The sequence below is a fragment of the Streptococcus sp. SS4 genome, assembly GCF_030440125.1.
Classification (GTDB): domain Bacteria; phylum Bacillota; class Bacilli; order Lactobacillales; family Streptococcaceae; genus Streptococcus.
In genome coordinates, this window is sequence record NZ_JAQFJM010000001.1 from 173,706 (window position 1) to 192,737 (window position 19,032).

Here is a 19,032-nt window from a genome sequence, read left to right on the forward strand (position 1 = left end):
TTGCTAGAAGGAGGAGCAGATGCCTGAGTTACCTGAGGTAGAAACTGTTAGACGAGGTTTAGAACGGTTAGTAGTAGGTCGGACTATTTTGTCGCTTGAGGTCAAGGTTCCCAAAATGATTAAGACCTCCTACGATAGTTTTTTGATTGATTTACCTGGTCAGACTATTCAAGCCCTGCGACGAAGAGGTAAGTACTTGATTTTTGACTTTGGACAGTTGATTATGATTTCCCACTTGCGTATGGAGGGGAAATACCTGCTGTTTACAGATCAAGTTCCTACCAACAAGCATTTTCACTTATTTTTTAAGTTAGATGATGGCTCCACCCTCGTCTATCAAGATGTCCGCAAGTTTGGAACCTTTGATTTATTGGCTAAAAGTCAAGAGGAGGCTTATCTTACAAGGAAAAAGCTTGGTCCTGAGCCTACTAAGAAGGCCTTTAAATACGCTCTATTTGAGAGAGCCTTGATGAGTTCTGCAAAGCCCATTAAAAGTCTCCTCTTGGAGCAAAAATTGGTGGCTGGTCTAGGAAATATCTATGTTGATGAGGTGCTTTGGGCGGCCAAGGTTCATCCTGAAACGCCAGCAAAGGAACTCAGCAAGGCAGCCATGAAGCGGGTCCATGATCAAACGATTGCCATTTTACAGCTTGGCATTGAAAAAGGCGGCTCAACCATAAGGACCTATCGTAATGCCCTTGGTGAGGACGGAACCATGCAGAACTATTTGCAGGTTTACGGAAAAACGGGACAGCCTTGTCCACGCTGCGCAAGCACAATTGAGAAAATCAAGTTAGGAGGGAGAGGGACACATTTGTGTCCTCATTGTCAGAAACGATGATTATTGGGTTAACAGGTGGTATTGCTTCAGGAAAATCAACGGTTGTTGAAATGATTAAAGAGGCAGGTTACAAGGTCATTGATGCTGATCAGCTTGTCCACGATATGCAGGCCAAAGGAGGCCGTTTGTATAGTGCCTTGCTTGATTGGTTGGGAGAGGAGATTCTCCTTCCTAATGGAGAATTGAATCGTCCTAAACTAGGGCATCTGATTTTTTCGAATGAGGAGATGAGACATCGGTCTGCTGAGATTCAAGGGACAATTATTCGAGAGGAACTAGCAACTCAAAGGGATTGTTTGGCCAAGAAAGAAGATGTTTTTTTTATGGATATTCCCTTACTTATTGAGAATGGGTATCAGGACTGGTTTGACCAGATTTGGTTGGTGGCAGTGTTACCTGAGGTCCAGCGCCAACGCTTGATGAAACGTAATCACTTAAGTTCAAAGGAAGCTAGTATGCGTATCGCTAGCCAGATGTCTTTAGAAGAGAAAAAGCCTTATGCCAGCTTGGTTCTTGATAATAACGGTAGTCTCGATGATTTGAAGGAGAAAGTGAAGAGCGCAATAAATGATTTACCTAGCTCCTCATAGCTAACCATTGTGATATAATGGATAGTGAATTTTAGAAAGAAGATGATTATTTGCGCCAAAAAGAGCTTAAAAGTACTGATTGGCAACGTAACCTTAAAATTGCATGGATAGGAACCTTTTTTACTGGCGCTAGTTTCTCCATTGTTATGCCTTTCATGGCCCTCTACATTGAGGAACTAGGTGTTAAAGGAGACATGGTTGAATGGTATACTGGTTTGTCTGTTGCCATCTCTGCTTTAGCCTCGGCCCTGGTTTCTCCTATTTGGGGACGCTTGGCTGACCGTTATGGCCGAAAGCCCATGATGATTAGAGCCAGCATGGTGATGACTTTTACAATGGGAGGTCTTGCCTTAGTCCCAAATGTTTTCTGGCTGCTTTTCTTAAGAACGCTGAATGGTTTGTTTGCGGGGTATGTCCCAAATGCCACAGCTTTAATTGCTAGTCAGGTTCCTCAGAACCGTTCTGGCTATGCCCTGGGGACCTTATCTACGGGTCTAACGGCAGGTGTTCTGATTGGCCCTTTGTTAGGTGGTACCTTGTCTGAGGCGTTTGGTATGAGAGGGACCTTTTTATTGGTGGGCCTCATTCTATTTATCTGCTGCCTCTTAACTGTCTTTGGTTTGCGAGAGAATTTTCAACCTATCGAAAAGGGAGAGATGATGACTCTTTCTCAGGTTTTTGCGAAAATTCCCAGCAAATCTATGTTGATTGGCCTTTTTGTGACCAGTATGATTATCCAGATTTCTGCCCAATCGATTGCGCCTATGTTGGCCCTTTATATTCGTTATTTAGGTCAGAGGGACAATATCCTTTTTTACTCAGGTTTAATTGTTTCTGCTATGGGCTTCTCTAGTCTCTTGAGTACCCCTTTTCTGGGAAAATTGGGAGACCGTATTGGGAATCATCGCTTGCTTTTAATGGGGCTATTTTATAGCTTCCTCTTGTATTCCCTTTGTGGTTTTGCCGGTTCAGCCTTACAATTGGGTATCTTACGTTTTGCCTATGGCTTCGGTGTGGGTGCCCTTATGCCTAGTGTCAATTCTTTATTGACCAAGATGACACCCAAGGAAGGAATCTCAAGAATATTTAGCTTTAATCAAAGCTTTTCATACATTGGACAAGTTTTAGGTCCTTTTGTTGGTTCAGCAGTTGCGACTGGGCTAGGTTATCGCTGGGTCTTCTTTGTGACTGCAATGATCGTCTTTGGAAATTTCGTCTGGTCCTTAATCATCTTTAGAAAATCGCTAGGAGTCAAGAATATAGGTGAGAGTTAAAATAAATTTAAAGTGTAGTGAATGTGGGAGCATCAACTATCTCACAAGTAAAAATAAACAGAATCATCCTGAGAAAATTCAGGTACCCAAATTCTGCCCTAAGGATAGAAAAGTAACCTTACATGTTGAATCTTAAAGGGTTCTATGGTAGAATAAAAAGGACTTTTTCGGAGGAATAACTATGTACGACTTATTATTAACGCTGCTCTTGGTGATGTCAGCTATTATTGTGATTGCGGTATTCATGCAGCCACAAAAAAATCCAAGTAGCAATGTCTTTGATGGTGGTGGGTCAGAAGCACTATTTGAACGTAGTAAACCACGTGGTTTTGAAGCCTTTATGCAACGCTTTACAGGAATCATGGTTTTTCTATGGATTGTAGATGCAATCGTCCTTTCCATTCTCTCAAGTAAGTAATGAGCTGACTGAGGTTGGCTCATTTTTTGCGTTATAGTCAATAAATAAAAGAAAAGGAAATCATGAAAGAATCTATTATAAATTATTTGAAGGAGCATGGGAAATCCAGTGTAAACGACATTGCCCAGGCTCTTAATCATGCTGGGGGAGAAAAGTTCCCTCAGCTCATCAAGGTCATATCAGCCATGGAAAGTAAGGGACAGTTGCGTTTTAACCGAGATGGCTCTGTATCCTTGCGTCCTAAGAAAGAAAATCCTAATCAGGTGACTGTTGAAGGTGTCTTCCGTGCCAATAAGAACGGCTTTGGTTTTTTGCATGTCGATGGCAGTGAAGATGATATGTTCATCGGTCGTAATGATGTTGGCCATGCCATTGACGGTGATACTGTTGCCGTTGTCATCAAGAAGCCAGCAGATCGTTTACGTGGGACAGCAGCAGAAGCGCGTGTTGTTGAAATTGTAGAACGTTCGCTTAAGACTGTTGTAGGGAAATTTATCCTTAGCGACGAGAAAGAACCTTATGCGGGTTACATTAAGTCTAAAAACCAAAAAATTCAGCAGCCAATTTATATCAAGAAAGAACCAGTTGCCCTAGATGGTACTGAAATTATCAAGGTTGATATTGAAAAATACCCTAACCGTCACTATGATTATTTCGTAGGAAGTGTTCGTGACATTATTGGTCATCAGGGGGATGCCGGTATTGATGTCTTGGAAGTCTTGGAATCAATGGATATTGTTTCAGAATTCCCAGAGGATGTCATGGCGGAAGCAGAAGCTGTCCCAGATGCACCGAGTCAGGAAGACCTCCTTGGTCGTGTTGACCTTCGTCAAGAAGTAACCTTTACTATTGACGGAGCCGATGCTAAGGACTTGGACGATGCGGTCCATATCAAACGTTTGCCAAATGGTAACTTTGAGCTTGGTGTTCATATTGCTGACGTGTCCTACTATGTCACTGAAGGTTCTGCACTTAACCGTGAGGCCGTAGCACGTGGGACTTCTGTTTATGTGACAGACCGCGTAGTGCCAATGTTGCCTGAGCGTCTTTCAAATGGTATTTGTTCACTTAATCCCAATGTTGATCGTTTGACGCAATCAGCCATTATGGAGATTACTCCTAAAGGTAAGGTGGTTAATCATAAGATTTGCCAATCTGTGATTAATACAACCTTCCGTATGACCTACAGTGATGTCAATGAGATGTTGGCTGGAAATCCAGAAAAGATTGAGCAGTTTAAGCCGATCATGGATTCTGTATCAGCTATGGCAGAATTGCATAAGATTTTAGAAGACATGCGTGAGCGTCGTGGTGCCCTTAACTTTGATACATCTGAAGCTCGTATCTTGGTTAATGAGAAGGGAGTGCCAGTGGATATCGTGGTGCGTGAACGTGGAACAGCCGAGCGAATGATTGAATCCTTCATGTTGGCTGCCAATGAATGTGTGGCAGAGCACTTTGCTAAGGCTAAGTTGCCATTTATTTACCGTATCCACGAAGAGCCAAAAGCTGAGAAATTGCAACGCTTCATGGATTATGCCTCTATCTTTGGTGTTCAAATCAAAGGAACTGCCAATAAGATGGATCAGCTAGACTTGCAAGAGTTTATGGCCAAAGTTCAGGGAAAACCTGGAGCAGAAGTTATGAACATGATGCTGCTTCGTTCAATGCAACAAGCCCGCTATTCAGAACACAACCACGGACACTATGGACTTGCGGCTCAGTATTATACCCACTTTACTAGTCCGATCCGTCGTTACCCAGACCTCTTGGTTCACCGAATGATTCGTGAGTACACTAACAATATGTCTCAAGAAACGCGTGAACATTTTGAAGAGGTTATTCCTGAGTTAGCGACATCATCTTCAACTCTTGAACGTCGTGCCATTGATGCTGAACGTGTAGTTGAAGCTATGAAAAAAGCGGAATACATGGAAGAGTTTGTTGGTCAAGAATTCGATGGTATTGTCGGAAGTGTGGTTAAATTCGGTATGTTTGTGGAATTGCCAAACACTATCGAAGGTTTGGTTCACATCACGACCCTTCCAGAATTTTACAATTACAATGAACGTACCATGACACTTCAGGGTGAGAAAACTGGTAAGACTTTCCGAGTTGGTCAGCCTATCCGTGTCAAGTTAACACGTGCGGATAAGGAAACCGGGGACATTGACTTCCAATACCTTTCAAGCGAGTATGATGTCACTGAAAAAGTAGACCACAAGGCTCGTCAGGAACGTGAAGAAAAGGCGAAAGCCTTCCGCAATAGAGGTCCACGTCGTGACCGTCAAAATGGAGACTTCGAACGTCGTGGTAAACGTGGGGATACCCGTAACCATCAAGATGCTAATGGTCGTAAAGGCTCTTATGACGAAAAACGTAAGTCATCTAAGAAACCAGACAAGCGTAAGAATCAAAACCGTCCTCATAATGATAACAAGGGACGTGAGAGTGGTCGTCGTAAGAAAAAAGGTAACAAACCTTTCTACAAGGACGTTGCTAAAAAACGAAAATAGGATGAGAATGGAGGGACTGCTATGCCAAAGGGTGAAGGCAATGTTGTTGCTCAGAATAAAAAGGCTAGACATGACTATAGTATTGTTGATACTATTGAAGCAGGTATCGTGCTAACAGGGACGGAGATTAAATCCGTTCGTGCGGCACGCATCCAACTAAAAGATGGCTATGCCCAAATCAAGAACGGTGAGGCTTGGTTAATCAATGTTCATATTGCTCCGTTTGAGCAAGGTAATATTTGGAATCAAGATCCAGACCGTACGAGAAAATTATTGCTCAAGAAGAAGCAAATCACCAAACTTCAAAATGACCTTAAGGGAACAGGGATGACCCTAGTTCCTCTTAAGGTCTACCTAAAAAACGGTTTTGCCAAGGTATTGCTTGGTATTGCCAAAGGGAAACACGATTATGATAAACGCGAATCTATCAAACGTCGTGAACAAGAACGTGATATCAAACGTATTATCAAGAGTGTTAACCGTTAAAACGCCTATCATCTAAGACTGCTATAGTCCTAGATGATTTTTTGTTTTTGGCTTTAAGACATGATATAATGGGAGTATCATACGGTCTTTAGTTAGGATAGCAGCTATACCTAACTCTGGTCGTGATACTGTAAAGGAGATTAGCGATGCCAGTAGATGCTAAAACAAAATACAAGGCCAAGAAGACAAAGATTGTCTTCTTTGACATTGACGACACCCTTCGTGTCAAAAAGACAGGCTACATTCCTGAGTCTATTAAGTCTGTTTTCAAAGGGCTTAAAGAAAAAGGAATTTTGACGGGGATTGCCACAGGACGTGGCTACTATGGTGTCGTTGAGGATATTCGAGACCTAGAACCCGATTATTTTGTAACCATCAATGGGACTTATGTGATTAATCGAAAAGGGGAAGAAATTTATAATCAGCCCCTAGCTCGTGAGGTTACAGAAGCTTTTGTTGCTTGGTGCAAGGAGATTGGGATTGCTTGGGGCTTTGCTGGTAAGGATAAGCCAGTTGTCTCAGAGCGTTCAGATTTGATTGATGATGCTATGAAACCAGTCTATGGTCTTTGTGATGTGGAGCCAAATTTCCATTTGTCGAACGATGTTTACCATATGTGGACTTTTGCGGAAAATGATGGTGAGCTTGAGTTACCAGAAGAACTTGCGACACATGTTCGTATGGTACCTTGGCACGAACACTCATCTGACGTCGTAGCAAATGGTATCTCAAAAGCATCTGGTGTCGAGCATGTCTTGGAGCATGAAAACCTTAAACCGGTCAATGCTATGATGTTTGGGGATGGTCCAAACGATATGGAGATTTTTGACTATGTTGGACTTAAGGTTGCCATGGGTAATGCCACACCAGAACTGAAAGAAAAAGCAGATTACGTTACAGGAACAGTAGAAGAAGATGGCATTTTCAATGCCTTGGAGGAACTCGGATTGGTAGAAAAAGAACTTCATTTCCCACAACTTGACTTGGATGCAGTAGAAGGTCCAGTCGCAACAATTAAAACAAACCATGGTGATTTGGTCATCAAGCTTTTCCCTGACCATGCACCGTTAACAGTTACTAACTTTGTCAATTTGGCCAAGAGTGGCTACTATGATGGTGTGATTTTCCACAGAATTATCAAGGACTTTATGATTCAAGGTGGTGACCCAACTGGTACTGGTATGGGTGGTGAGTCAAGCTTTGGTGGTAGCTTCCAGGACGAATTTTCTGAAGAGCTCTATAACCTCCGTGGTGCGCTTTCTATGGCTAATGCTGGACCAGATACAAATGGTAGCCAATTCTTCATCGTTCAAACGTCTGAAATTCCTTATGCTAAAAAGGAACTCGAACGTGGTGGATGGCCAGCACCAATCGCAGAAGCTTATGCTGAAAATGGGGGAACACCTCACCTAGACCGCCGTCACACAGTCTTTGGTCAATTGGTGGATGAAGACTCTTACAAGGTGCTTGATGAAATTGCCAATGTTGAGGTTGGGGCTCAAGATAAGCCACTTGAGGATGTTGTGATTGAAACAGTTGAGGTAGCAGACTAAGATGAAAATTGGAGACAAGCTTAGGGGTGTTATCACAGGCATCAAGCCTTACGGTGCCTTTGTTTCATTGGAAAATGGTACCACAGGCTTGATTCACATCTCGGAGATTAAGACAGGTTATATCGACAACATCTACAATACCCTCAAGGTAGACCAGGAGGTCTTGGTTCAAGTTGTTGATTTTGATGAATTTACACAAAAGGCTAGTCTTTCTTTGAGAACCCTTGAGGAAGAAAAAAATAAAATCCCTCATCGTCATCGTTTCTCTGATAGTCGTTTGAACTATGGCTTTAAACCCTTGGCAGAAGCAATGCCAGGATGGATTGAAGAAGGACTTGACTATCTTAGACAAGAGCATGAGGAAAAATAGTAAAAGCTGACTCTCGATGAGTCAGCTTTTTTGGTGTTTTCGATTTGGCTACAAACAAAAAGATCTTCAATTTAATTGAAGACCCATGTTTATTAATTAGACATCAAAATAGAGCAATTCTTTTGGTGTGTGTGTGAAGACTTCAAAGCCATCTTTTGTCACATAACCACAGTCCTCGATACGAACACCAACTTTTTCAGGAATGTAAATACCTGGTTCAACAGAGAAGCACATTCCTTCTTCGATTACCAAGTCATTTCCTTCCATGATTGAAGGGAATTCATGCACATCCATTCCGATACCGTGTCCGAGGCGGTGGTTGAAGTATTCACCATAACCAGCTTTTTCAATAACATTACGTGCTGCAGCATCGACTTCGCTGGCAGTTACACCTGGTTTAATCATATCTAGGGCAGCCTGTTGAGCTTCTAAAGTCAAGTGGTAGATTTCTTTTTTGAAATCATCGGGTTTTCCAACAGCGACTGTTCGCGTCATATCTGAAGCATAGCCATTCACCATACAGCCCAAGTCGAAGAGAAGAAGAGCATCTTTTTCAATTTTGTTGCTTCCAGGAATGCCGTGTGGGTTGGCTGCATTGTTACCAGTCAAGACCATAGTTTCAAAGCTCATTTCATAGCCCAAGCGTTTGATGCCAAATTCGATTTGAGCAATGATGTCTGTTTCAGTAACGTCAAGAGAGATATTGTCGAAACCGATATTAACAGCTTTATCAGCATAATCACCGGCAACAATCATTTTTTGAATTTCATCAGCTGACTTGATAACGCGCATTTTTTGAATGAATGGTGTCAAGTTTTCAAAGCGACCTTCAAAGACTGTTTGCAATCCTTGGAACTTAGTCACATTGAGATTGTCAAACTCTGCATAAATAATAGAGCTGTCTGTACTTGCTAGACCAGCTTTGATTTTTTGCCATGGATTTTCAGAATCCACATAACCAAAGACTGGGAAGTCGAGTACAGCAGAGGCACGTGCAACCTCAAGAGCAGGAACAAAGAGGGCAGGTTCACGATTTTCGTAGACGAAGAGGAACATTTGGCGTTCATGTGGGTCACAATCAAAACCAGTAAGATAATTGACAGTTACAGGATCTGAAACAATAGCTAGCCCTGCTTTATTTTCATTCAAAAAATGACGAATGCGATCAAGTTTAGACATAGAAAAAACTCCTTTGTATTTCTTACACTCATTCTGTCACTTTTATAGGGAAAATGCAAGTTGTTTTTTGGCTTTTCATTAAATCATTTACTTTCATTGAGACTTTTTTAGGCTAGTTTTGTAAGCGATGGATAGTCTTGGAAACACGAAATGAGAGGCCTTTTTCTGAAATGGCTTTCTTCCTCGTAACCATAAAGAAGGAATCCCTTTCATTTTTTTGTAAAAAATCAGTCAAAATAATTGAAAGTGTTTTCAGAATCTGATACAATTAGCATGAATAAGTGAGCGTAAAATGAGAAAGGAAGTGTTTTTATGAATACTGATGAAACAATTACTATATACGACGTTGCGCGTGAAGCAGGTGTTTCGATGGCGACTGTGTCTCGTGTGGTAAATGGAAATAAAAATGTAAAAGAAAACACCCGAAAAAAAGTGCTTGAGGTCATTGATCGTTTGGATTACCGTCCAAATGCGGTTGCGCGTGGCTTGGCGAGTAAGAAAACCACTACTGTAGGAGTTGTCATCCCAAATATTGCTAATAGTTATTTTGCTACTTTAGCAAGGGGGATTGATGATATTGCAACGATGTACAAGTACAATATTGTTCTTGCATCTAGTGATGAAAATGACGATCACGAAGTTACCGTGATTAACTCTCTATTTGCCAAACAAGTAGATGGTATCATCTTCATGGGTTACCACTTGACGGAAAAAATTCGTGCAGAATTTTCTCGTACCCGTACTCCGATTGTCCTAGCAGGAACAGTGGACCTCGAACATCAATTACCGAGCGTTAACATCGACTATAAAGCTGCCGTTGAGGATTCTATTACACAGCTTGCCAAGAATAATGAAAAGGTTGCCTTTGTATCAGGACCGCTTATCGATGATATTAATGGTAAGCTCCGTCTAGCTGGTTATAAGGCTGGACTTGAAAAGAATAATTTGCGCTACAATGAAGGACTTGTCTTTGAAGCTAAATATAGCTATAAAGACGGCTTTGATTTAGCACAACGTGTCTTGAACTCTGGTGCTACTGCTGCCTATGTTGGGGAAGATGAATTGGCTGCAGGTCTCTTGAATGGCCTCTTTGCTGCAGGCAAATCAGTTCCAGAAGACTTCGAAATCATCACAAGCAATGATTCACCAATTACAAGCTACACACGTCCAAACCTTTCTAGTATTAATCATCCTCTCTATGATTTAGGGGCAGTTAGCATGCGTATGTTGACTAAAATCATGAATAAGGAAGAGCTTGAAGAAAAAGATGTTATTCTTAATCATGGTCTTACCTTACGTCAGTCAACAAAATAAAAAAGGAGTTGGGACATAAGTTTGTCTCAACTTCTCTTTTTTAGAAAAAGGGAGAACCAATGACTTTTGAGGATGCTTATTTTAAAAAGAAAGTCCTAAAACCTGATAGCCTAGAGCCTTTTGGTTTTACAGCTACCGAGCAAGGCTATGAGTTCAGAAAAACACTGATAGCTGAAGAACTCGAAGCTAGATTGTTTATCGATTTAGAAGGTAAGTTGACAGGACAGGTTGTCGATAGTGATCTTGATGAGCCTTATGATATCTTCAGGAGTCCTCAGGCTACTGGAACTTACGTTGGTCAAGTCAGAGAAGCTTATGGAGAACTTCTGTCGCAGGTAGCCGATTCTTGTTATGAAGATCAATTATTTTCATCCCCACAAGCTAATCGCCTGGCTAAGTTTTTAGTTCAAGAATTTTCAGACCAAGCAGACCATCCTTTCGAGAAGGAACCAAGCTATCTATCTTTTAGAGTTGATGGTAAATGGTATGCCTTGTTTTTTCCTCTTAAGGGAGAAAAACTAGGGCTTGGTGGAGAAAAGGCAGAATCGACATATGATGTGGTTAACCTCAAGGTTAATCCGAAGCAAATGGATAAGCTCTTGAAAATGGATGGCGTTTTTCCTAGCTACCATATGTCCAAGAAGACCTGGGTTAGTCTAGTTTTAGATGAGACATTGCCGGACCAGACCGTTTTTGAGCTTCTTAGTGACAGTCGCTCCCTAGTGGCTCCCAAACATCTTAGAAAGGCTTCGGAGCCTCATTATTGGATTATCCCCGTAAATTTGAAATACTACGATATTAGGGAGGAATTTTCCGCAAATGAGGAGATTCTTTGGACACAGAAAGCTAGTATGCAAAAGGGGGATTTTGTGGCTATCTATATTACGGCACCTACCAAGGCCATCCGTTACTTCTGTCAGGTTTTAGAGGCAAATATCCCTAATCAAGGTTATCGTGAAGAGGAGAGTATTAAGGAGTTGATGCGGATTAAACCCTTATACACTTTTAATGACACTGACTTTGATAGTGATAGACTAAAGAGTTTAGGTATTAAAACTGTTCGAGGTCCTCGACATATGACAGAAGAGTTAGTTCAGGCCTTATCCCCTTACCTAAAAGAAAAATAGAAGGAGGACATCATGCGAATTTTGATTGCACCTGATTCCTTTAAGGAAAGTTTGTCTGCAAAAGAGGTCGCCTTAGCTCTTAAATTGGGCTTTGAAAAGGCCTTACCCGACACTGAGTTTGACCTCATGCCAATAGGTGATGGTGGCGAGGGCACCTTAGATGCTCTTGCTGAAAATCTAAATCTTGAGAAGAAAAGTATCGAGATTCCTCATGCCTATACAAGTGATGGAAGTGTTTCTTTTGCCAGCAATGGCCAGACTGCCGTTTTTGAAATGGCTGCGATTTGTGGCTTGGAACAGATTCCTAAGGATAAACGAAATCCTCTAGCTCTAACGACGCAAGGCGTGGGTGAACTAATTGTTCATTTGGTTCAATCTGGCATCCGAGATTTTATCATAGGCGTAGGTGGGTCTGCTACCAATGATGGTGGTATTGGTATGGCATATGGATTGGGTTATCGTTTTTATGACTCTGAGGGACAGGAGCTTGAGCCAATAGGTGCTAATCTTGGTCTTATTAAAAAGGTATCCTCTAAAAATAAGATTGATTTGTCTGGTGTTACTATTCATCTGATTACTGACGTAGATAATCCCTTGTGTGGTCAAGATGGAGCGACCTATATTTTTGGTGTACAAAAAGGCCTAGTTCCTTCACAATTTAAAAAGGTTGACCAAGACATGACACAATTCTACGAAAACTTTGCTCCTGAGGTTTTAAAACTGGCTGGTTCAGGAGCCGGAGGAGGCATGGCAGCGGGTTTAGTAGCCTTTGCAGGCGCAGAAATTAAATCAGGGATTGACTTTGTACTTGATTGCGTTGATTTTGATCAACGTGTGAAGGAAGTTGATTTGGTCATAGTTGGTGAAGGACGTATGGATAGCCAGTCCTTGTCTGGTAAAGCACCGGTCGGGGTGGCTAGGCGGACACCATCAGCTATTCCCGTCATTGCTATCTGTGGTAGTCTCAAGGATGACTTGCCTGATTTTCCAGTAGCAGGTATCTCAGCTGCTTTCCCTATCATTGGACAAGTATTAGAGTTAGACCAAGTTTTAGCTACCGCTAAGGAGAATCTCTATCGCACAGGACTCAATATTGGGAATGTCATCAAGCTCAGTAAAACATTGTGAGATAAGAAAAAGCTGACTTTGCATCAGCTTTTATTTTCCAAATAGTTTAGCAAAAAATCCCTTTTTTTCAAGGATAGGTTCAGTTTCACTAGGAGCAAGGATATCAGGATAGAGTTCTGAAAATAACACTTTATCAAGATTCTCTGCTTGATTACTATGTACGATAAGACCGTATGGTGAATGGGCCTTGGCCTCGTCAACGATAGTTGCAGAAATATTTAGTGCTTGAGCGGTCTTGATATAGGTAAATTGTGTCTGGTCAGCTAATTTTGGCGAAAGTTTGAGACTAAGATTAGGGTAAACGGCTAATAAGTCTTTTAATATTTGCGGAAAATTGTCAATTACAGTTTTCTTTTCGGTATTTTCCAATAGAACAGCTAGGACTACACGTTCCGCATAGGTTCCAAAATACTGACGAAGTTCATCGGGATTTAGGCGTTTTTCGCCACTAGCGCATTGGAGCACTTTGTTTTCAAGTGAAGTCATAGGAATCTCCTCTTAGTTTTCTACTTGTATTATACAATATTTTGAATTCCTTTTCATTTGAGTTGCTTTCTGAGATTTTCAAAAACAATTGAAAATATTAAAAAATAGAAAATCGCTAGAAAATTCTGGTTTTAATTTGCTTAAGCCTTGATATTATGGTAATATATAGGTGTAAAAAATTTTAACTCATAAGGAGAGTATTGTAATGTCAATTATTACTGATGTTTACGCACGCGAAGTCCTTGACTCACGCGGTAACCCAACACTTGAAGTAGAAGTTTACACTGAATCTGGTGCATTCGGTCGCGGTATGGTTCCTTCAGGAGCTTCAACTGGTGAACACGAAGCAGTAGAACTTCGTGATGGTGACAAAGCTCGTTACGGTGGTCTTGGTACTCAAAAAGCAGTTGATAATGTAAACAACGTTATTGCTGAACACATCATCGGATTCGACGTACGTGATCAACAAGGTATTGACCGCGCAATGATCGCTCTTGACGGTACTCCAAACAAAGGTAAACTTGGTGCCAACGCTATTCTTGGTGTGTCTATCGCTGTAGCACGCGCAGCTGCTGACTACCTTGAAGTTCCACTTTACAGCTACCTTGGCGGATTCAACACTAAAGTTCTTCCAACTCCAATGATGAACATCATCAACGGTGGTTCTCACTCAGATGCTCCAATCGCTTTCCAAGAATTCATGATTGTACCTGCTGGTGCACCAACATTCAAAGAAGCTCTTCGTTGGGGTGCTGAAATCTTCCACGCACTTAAGAAAATCCTTAAAGAACGTGGACTTGAAACAGCCGTAGGTGACGAAGGTGGTTTTGCACCTCGTTTCGACGGAACTGAAGATGGTGTTGAAACTATCATCAAAGCTATCGAAGCTGCTGGATATGTACCAGGTAAAGATGTATTTATCGGATTTGACTGTGCATCATCTGAATTCTACGATGCAGAACGTAAAGTTTACGACTACACTAAATTTGAAGGTGAAGGCGCTGCTGTTCGTACTGCTGCAGAACAAATCGACTACCTTGAAGAATTGGTTAACAAATACCCAATCATCACTATCGAAGATGGTATGGACGAAAACGACTGGGACGGTTGGAAAGCTCTTACTGAACGTCTTGGTGGTAAAGTTCAATTGGTTGGTGACGACTTCTTCGTAACTAACACAGCTTACCTTGAAAAAGGTATTGCAGAACACGCTGCTAACTCAATCCTTATCAAAGTTAACCAAATCGGTACTTTGACTGAAACTTTCGACGCTATCGAAATGGCGAAAGAAGCTGGATACACAGCAGTAGTATCACACCGTTCAGGTGAAACTGAAGATTCAACAATCGCTGATATCGCAGTTGCAACTAACGCTGGTCAAATCAAGACAGGTTCATTGTCACGTACTGACCGTATCGCTAAATACAACCAATTGCTTCGTATCGAAGACCAACTTGGTGAAGTTGCAGAATACCGTGGTTTGAAATCATTCTACAACTTGAAAAAATAATTCTATAGTCATATAGAATAAAAAGAGGTTCCTTAGGAATCTCTTTTTTGTGTTCTAAAGAATCTTAGATTGTGTTATGCATTGTCTCGGCTCTTTGTCAACTGTAGTGGGTGGCGAAAAGCTAACATCTAGAGAGGACCTGATAGGTCTTCTCTTTTTTTATGTTCAGAATGATGAAGACACGTTTCTTAAAGTTGATGAAGTTTCTAAAACCGAAGCCCAACCGTTTGATGTCTTTAATCAACTTATTAGTTGCTTCAAGTTTTGCGTTTGAATAGTCTGTTTCTAGCGCATTCTTGATGTATTGCTTATGTCTAAGAAAAGTCCTAAAGACCGTTTGAAAGTGGTGATTGACCTTGCTCATGTTCTCCTCTATTAACTCAAAAAACTCATCCCCCCTCTTCTCTTGAAAGTGAAACAGCAACAGCTGATAGAGGTTATAATAATTAGCGAGTTCTTCTGAAAAGTCTAGTGTCTTCCTAACGACTTCATGTGGACTTAAGGTTTGACCAAAGGTCTTCGAGTGAAATGATTTACAAGATAACTTACGGCTGTCCTTTTGGAAGAGTCGCCAGTGATTTTTCAAGGCTCGGTAGGGGAGTGATTTCTTATCAAACTGGTTCATAATGGCAATTCTTGTCTTTAAAAAGGCACGTCCAAGGTGCTGGATGATGTGGAAACGATCAATAATGATTTCAGCGTTTGGGAAAAGTCTGCGAGCTAGTGGCATATAGGCTCCTGACATATCCATTGTAATAAACTGTACCTTTTGTCGAACTTTCAATGGGTACTTCAAAAAGTGGTTTCGAATCGTGGTTTGACGGCGATTATCAAGGATGGTTATGAGTTTGTTGGTCTCATAGTTTTGCGCCACAAAAGCGAGTTCACCTTTCTTGAACCCAAACTCATCCCAGGACATAACAGCTGGGAGCTTGTCATAATGCTCCTTGAAAGTAAACTGGTCAAGCTTACGATAGACAGTGGATGTCGACACACGAAGTCTTCTGGCAATATCCGTTAGTGACACCTTTTCAGTAAGGAGCTGTGCAACTTTTTGCCGGACTAGATTGGAGATTTGGCAGTTTTTCTCAACGATTGATGTCTTAGCTACCGTGACTCTCCTACAATTTTTACACTGGAAGCGACGTTTCTTCAGACGTAGTAGTGTTGGAGTTCCAGCTTGTTCGAGAAGAGGGATTTTAGAAGATTTTTGAAAGTCATATTTGATCATTATTCCTTGACAATGAGGGCATGGTGGTGCAGAATAATCAAGTTTTGCATGAATCTCGATATGAGTATTAGTTTCCAAAACAAGAGAAATAATGATGTTAGGGTCTTTAATTCCGATTAATTCTGTGGTATTCTTAATAAGTCTCATAAGTTCTTCCTAATGATAGTTTGGTCGCTTTTCATTATAGTTCTTATGGGACTTTTTGTGTACACTCAAAAAGCTCTATAAATAGAAACTCTAAACATAAAAAGTCCTCTCAATCAATAGGATTGAGGGGACTTCGTCTTAGAATAGACCTTTAATCTTGTCTAAAGCTCCACTAACCATTTCGTTACCTGAAACAAGTGACTTAGCTTGGTCAAAGTATTCGCCCAAATCATCTTTATTGTCATCGACAAAATTTTTAGCAGCTTCGAAATCTTTCTTTTCGATCATTTCTTTTACTTGGTTAAATAGGTCCATTGGATTCATAACTGTTCTCCTTTATAAGTTTTCTTACAAACTCTATTTAATCACGCTTATAGTAAACTGGCAAGAAATATGTTTGAGGCGAGTGCTATGAGGATTATGATTTTCCAGTTAAGTACGATTGATAATTGTTTAATCTAAAAAAGCAGTCCAAACAGGACTGCTTTTAAGGTTTATTGTTGTTCCGTTGAAGAGCTACTTGGCTCTGATTCACTTGAACTTGAGCTCGATTCAGATTCTGCAGGATGTAGTTCCTTGTAAGATGGGGTCTTGAATAGATCAGCTGTTGATTTATTGCCTTTTTGTTTGTAGAGGCTGGTTGATTTATCTTTCAGCTTTTTATTGATTTCTTTTAGTTGATCCATCTGTTTAGTGTAGGAAATCTTGCTAGAATCAACAGGCTTCAAACCGTTTGGCGTATAGAAACGAAGAAGGTCACCTGTTTGAACAGCGTCACTCATCGAAAGTTGAGTTGCTACTGCCTTACGAATGGCTTCGTTATCTTTTTTAGTTGTCTCATCAGGGTTGGTAATTTCTTCCCCTGTTTGCGTGTTATAAAGTCGACCAGAGTAGCTGGTGTATTGAGGAGTAACATATTGTCCTGAGGTTCTAAATGCGACAGTTTGTTTATTATCAGGAGATAGGAGGTCTTGTCCCATCTGGATATAAGAGCTAGTGTCAACGCCAAGAACGTGAAGGAGAGTTGGAAGGGCATCAACCTCACCACCAAAGGTGTTAGAGATACCACCACCAGTATAGCCTGGAATATGAATCATGTAAGGAACACGTTGAAGCATGGCTTTATCATAGTTTGACCAAGTTTCAGGGTTCTTACCGAGAAGTTCAGCAAGATTGCTGCTTCGTGTATCAGAGATACCATAGTGGTCACCGTACATGACAATAATCGAGTTATCGTAAAGACCGGTTTCCTTGAGGTAATCAAAGAAGTCTTTGATTGCTGAGTCAAGATAGTTAGCTGTTGCAAAATATCCGTTGACTGTCTCGTCTTTTGTTTCAGCGAGTGGGAAACCTTGTTCCTTTTCATCGCCTGAGAGAGAAGTATATGGGTAGTGGTTAGATACTGTAAGGTATTTAACGTAGAAAGGTTGTTGCATTTGTTCCAGATACTTGATGGAATCTGGGAACATGTACTTGTCATTTAGACCATACTGGAAGGAGTTTTCATCAGTTTTTTCAGTGAAGGCTGATGAGTCAAAGAAGTAGTTATACCCCCATTGTTTATAGGTATTGTTACGATTCCAGAAGGATCCAGTGTTTCCGTGGAAAACAGCTGACGTATAGTCACCTGTTTGAGCTAGGATAGATGGCGCAGCATAGGCTGTATTGGTACCACCATAGTTTACCATGTATGACCCTGTGCTTAGTCCAAAGAGAGACGTTTCCATCAAGGTTTCAGCATCAGAAGTTTTACCTGATTTTACTTGGTGGAAGAAGTTTGAAAAGGCCAGAGTTTCATTTGAGTGATAAATGGAATTGATGAATGGTGTAACCTCATAGTCTTGACCGTCTACTTTGAGCTTGTAGTCAATGAGGAACTGTTGGAAGCTTTCCAGGTGAATAACGATGACGTTTCTTCCTTTAGCAATTCCGTAATACTTAGGATCAGGTGCCGCATAGTGCTCCTTAACGTAAGCCTCAACCTTTTTCATATCCTCAGCTGTTGCAGATGACCGAGCCTGTGAAGCTTGATAAGTTAAGTTACCAGAATAGGCTGTGAAGAAGGGAAGCCCCATAGCACGAACAATATAGTTATTTGAGAAACCACGTGTCAACAACTCGCCACGGTTAACTTCCGCTAAGAAGAGGTTAACTGAGAGTAGGAGTGTTGATAGTGCAGTAACTGCGAAACTAGCTCGTTTATTAAATGGCTTGCTGTCCATTTTAAGCTTTTTCCTGAAACCAGCATAGATGAAGAAAGGAACATCAATCAGGTAGAAAAGATAGCTTGGCTCAAGAAGGTTCTTGGCTGAGTCTCCTAGTCCTGCTGCCGAACTAGAACTTGCTAGGATGGTATTTACAGTGATGAAGTCTGTAAACTCTCCAAAGTAAATCACATTAGCAATAAGTAAGAGGTTAAGGATGACATAGATAGCAATGGTAATGCTGTAAAAGAAACGTCGTTTCTTGAAGTATAGTCCTAAACCCAGAAGCATTAATCCTAGTGGAATAGGGTTGATTAGCGAAAGCATAACCTGATATCTGCTTTCCAACTCAAGATTAATGTTGACGTAATAAGCGAATATGGTTTTTAGCCAGTAAAAGAAGAGTAACAAGAGGATAAATCCAAGTCTTGATGAAACTCCTTTCCAAAAGGCTTCAGTAATTTTTTTCAAAGTAATACTTCCTTTGATTCTATATTATCTTAATCATTATACCAAATAAGATAATGACTCTCAAAAATTTACTGCCATTGAGTGTGATATTCCTTGACATATAATTGATAAAATCTAGTCACGAAACAGAAATAATAGCATTTTTTTGGTATAATATCCACACCTTCCCCAGCAGTCCAATCCGTTA

The 19,032-nt window shown here is 40.9% G+C and carries 17 protein-coding genes and 1 pseudogene; 13 read left to right on the plus strand and 5 right to left on the minus strand.

What is annotated here, in order from left to right; genetic code table 11:
• Positions 1-19: 19 nt before the first annotated feature.
• From mutM to PCY16_RS00880, 9 genes are all read left to right on the plus strand, one after another.
• Complete coding sequence (gene mutM / locus PCY16_RS00840; protein ID WP_301353206.1) at positions 20-841, plus strand: DNA-formamidopyrimidine glycosylase; 822 nt, start codon at positions 20-22, stop codon at positions 839-841.
• Positions 838-1,431, plus strand: a complete 594-nt coding sequence (gene coaE / locus PCY16_RS00845; RefSeq protein ID WP_195414145.1) for a dephospho-CoA kinase — start codon at positions 838-840, stop codon at positions 1,429-1,431. Before mutM ends, coaE begins: the two co-directional genes overlap by 4 nt.
• A gap of 50 nt (positions 1,432-1,481) precedes the next feature.
• A complete protein-coding gene (locus PCY16_RS00850) occupies positions 1,482-2,705 on the plus strand; it encodes a multidrug efflux MFS transporter (RefSeq protein WP_195414136.1) in 1,224 nt (407 codons plus the stop codon).
• Positions 2,695-2,841: a 50S ribosomal protein L33 gene (gene rpmG, locus PCY16_RS00855; protein ID WP_002890443.1), complete on the plus strand. Its 147-nt coding sequence runs from the start codon at positions 2,695-2,697 to the stop codon at positions 2,839-2,841. Before PCY16_RS00850 ends, rpmG begins: the two co-directional genes overlap by 11 nt.
• Positions 2,842-2,886: 45 nt before the next feature.
• Positions 2,887-3,123, plus strand: coding sequence for a preprotein translocase subunit SecG (gene secG / locus PCY16_RS00860; RefSeq protein ID WP_002886135.1), 237 nt, complete (start codon positions 2,887-2,889; stop codon positions 3,121-3,123).
• Positions 3,124-3,185: 62 nt separating this feature from the next.
• Positions 3,186-5,639: a ribonuclease R gene (gene rnr, locus PCY16_RS00865; RefSeq protein ID WP_195414135.1), complete on the plus strand. Its 2,454-nt coding sequence runs from the start codon at positions 3,186-3,188 to the stop codon at positions 5,637-5,639.
• A 21-nt stretch (positions 5,640-5,660) separates the two neighbouring features.
• A complete protein-coding gene (smpB, locus tag PCY16_RS00870) occupies positions 5,661-6,125 on the plus strand; it encodes an SsrA-binding protein SmpB (RefSeq protein WP_002885905.1) in 465 nt (154 codons plus the stop codon).
• 146 nt (positions 6,126-6,271) lie between these two features.
• Positions 6,272-7,678, plus strand: coding sequence for a Cof-type HAD-IIB family hydrolase (locus PCY16_RS00875; protein ID WP_301353207.1), 1,407 nt, complete (start codon positions 6,272-6,274; stop codon positions 7,676-7,678).
• Position 7,679: 1 nt separating this feature from the next.
• Positions 7,680-8,048, plus strand: a complete 369-nt coding sequence (locus tag PCY16_RS00880; RefSeq protein WP_002886108.1) for a S1 RNA-binding domain-containing protein — start codon at positions 7,680-7,682, stop codon at positions 8,046-8,048.
• Positions 8,049-8,144: 96 nt separating this feature from the next.
• On the opposite strand, the gene PCY16_RS00885 is transcribed toward PCY16_RS00880, so the two are convergent.
• Entirely contained in the window at positions 8,145-9,227 is a 1,083-nt protein-coding gene (locus tag PCY16_RS00885; protein WP_014634135.1) for a Xaa-Pro peptidase family protein, read from the minus strand.
• A 312-nt stretch (positions 9,228-9,539) separates the two neighbouring features.
• On the opposite strand from PCY16_RS00885, the gene ccpA reads away from it, so the two are divergent.
• From ccpA to PCY16_RS00900, 3 genes are read left to right on the plus strand one after another with little or no spacing between them, the layout of a single operon-like run.
• Positions 9,540-10,541, plus strand: a complete 1,002-nt coding sequence (ccpA, locus tag PCY16_RS00890) for a catabolite control protein A (RefSeq protein WP_022496011.1) — start codon at positions 9,540-9,542, stop codon at positions 10,539-10,541.
• Between the two features lie 59 nt (positions 10,542-10,600).
• Positions 10,601-11,668: an MmcQ/YjbR family DNA-binding protein gene (locus tag PCY16_RS00895; protein WP_073689695.1), complete on the plus strand. Its 1,068-nt coding sequence runs from the start codon at positions 10,601-10,603 to the stop codon at positions 11,666-11,668.
• Positions 11,669-11,680: 12 nt separating this feature from the next.
• The gene (locus PCY16_RS00900) at positions 11,681-12,796 is read left to right on the plus strand and encodes a glycerate kinase (protein ID WP_175060786.1); all 1,116 of its coding nucleotides are present in this window, start codon (positions 11,681-11,683) and stop codon (positions 12,794-12,796) included.
• Between the two features lie 30 nt (positions 12,797-12,826).
• On the opposite strand, the gene PCY16_RS00905 is transcribed toward PCY16_RS00900, so the two are convergent.
• Positions 12,827-13,282 (minus strand): YueI family protein, encoded by a 456-nt coding sequence (locus PCY16_RS00905; protein ID WP_021144479.1) that lies wholly within the window; start codon positions 13,280-13,282, stop codon positions 12,827-12,829.
• Positions 13,283-13,487: 205 nt separating this feature from the next.
• Between PCY16_RS00905 and eno the strand changes: the two genes are divergently transcribed.
• Complete coding sequence (gene eno / locus PCY16_RS00910) at positions 13,488-14,792, plus strand: surface-displayed alpha-enolase (protein ID WP_002886048.1); 1,305 nt, start codon at positions 13,488-13,490, stop codon at positions 14,790-14,792.
• A gap of 128 nt (positions 14,793-14,920) precedes the next feature.
• On the opposite strand, the pseudogene PCY16_RS00915 reads toward eno, so the two are convergent.
• The 3 genes and pseudogenes from PCY16_RS00915 to PCY16_RS00925 all read right to left on the minus strand — a co-directional run bounded on the left by PCY16_RS00915 (position 14,921) and on the right by PCY16_RS00925 (position 18,845).
• A pseudogene (locus PCY16_RS00915) lies at positions 14,921-16,170 on the minus strand (ISL3 family transposase).
• Between the two features lie 138 nt (positions 16,171-16,308).
• Positions 16,309-16,494, minus strand: coding sequence for a hypothetical protein (locus PCY16_RS00920; protein WP_195413832.1), 186 nt, complete (start codon positions 16,492-16,494; stop codon positions 16,309-16,311).
• Between the two features lie 170 nt (positions 16,495-16,664).
• Positions 16,665-18,845: an LTA synthase family protein gene (locus PCY16_RS00925; RefSeq protein ID WP_301353208.1), complete on the minus strand. Its 2,181-nt coding sequence runs from the start codon at positions 18,843-18,845 to the stop codon at positions 16,665-16,667.
• Positions 18,846-19,032 lie beyond the last annotated feature (187 nt).

Coding starts and splice junctions, on each gene's coding strand:
- mutM (WP_301353206.1), top strand. CDS start 20: ATGCCTGAGTTACCTGAGGTAGAAACTGTTAGACGAGGTTTAGAACGG.
- coaE (WP_195414145.1), top strand. CDS start 838: ATGATTATTGGGTTAACAGGTGGTATTGCTTCAGGAAAATCAACGGTT.
- secG (WP_002886135.1), top strand. CDS start 2,887: ATGTACGACTTATTATTAACGCTGCTCTTGGTGATGTCAGCTATTATT.
- rnr (WP_195414135.1), top strand. CDS start 3,186: ATGAAAGAATCTATTATAAATTATTTGAAGGAGCATGGGAAATCCAGT.
- smpB (WP_002885905.1), top strand. CDS start 5,661: ATGCCAAAGGGTGAAGGCAATGTTGTTGCTCAGAATAAAAAGGCTAGA.
- PCY16_RS00875 (WP_301353207.1), top strand. CDS start 6,272: ATGCCAGTAGATGCTAAAACAAAATACAAGGCCAAGAAGACAAAGATT.
- PCY16_RS00880 (WP_002886108.1), top strand. CDS start 7,680: ATGAAAATTGGAGACAAGCTTAGGGGTGTTATCACAGGCATCAAGCCT.
- PCY16_RS00885 (WP_014634135.1), bottom strand. CDS start 9,227: ATGTCTAAACTTGATCGCATTCGTCATTTTTTGAATGAAAATAAAGCA.
- ccpA (WP_022496011.1), top strand. CDS start 9,540: ATGAATACTGATGAAACAATTACTATATACGACGTTGCGCGTGAAGCA.
- PCY16_RS00895 (WP_073689695.1), top strand. CDS start 10,601: ATGACTTTTGAGGATGCTTATTTTAAAAAGAAAGTCCTAAAACCTGAT.
- PCY16_RS00900 (WP_175060786.1), top strand. CDS start 11,681: ATGCGAATTTTGATTGCACCTGATTCCTTTAAGGAAAGTTTGTCTGCA.
- PCY16_RS00905 (WP_021144479.1), bottom strand. CDS start 13,282: ATGACTTCACTTGAAAACAAAGTGCTCCAATGCGCTAGTGGCGAAAAA.
- eno (WP_002886048.1), top strand. CDS start 13,488: ATGTCAATTATTACTGATGTTTACGCACGCGAAGTCCTTGACTCACGC.
- PCY16_RS00920 (WP_195413832.1), bottom strand. CDS start 16,494: ATGAATCCAATGGACCTATTTAACCAAGTAAAAGAAATGATCGAAAAG.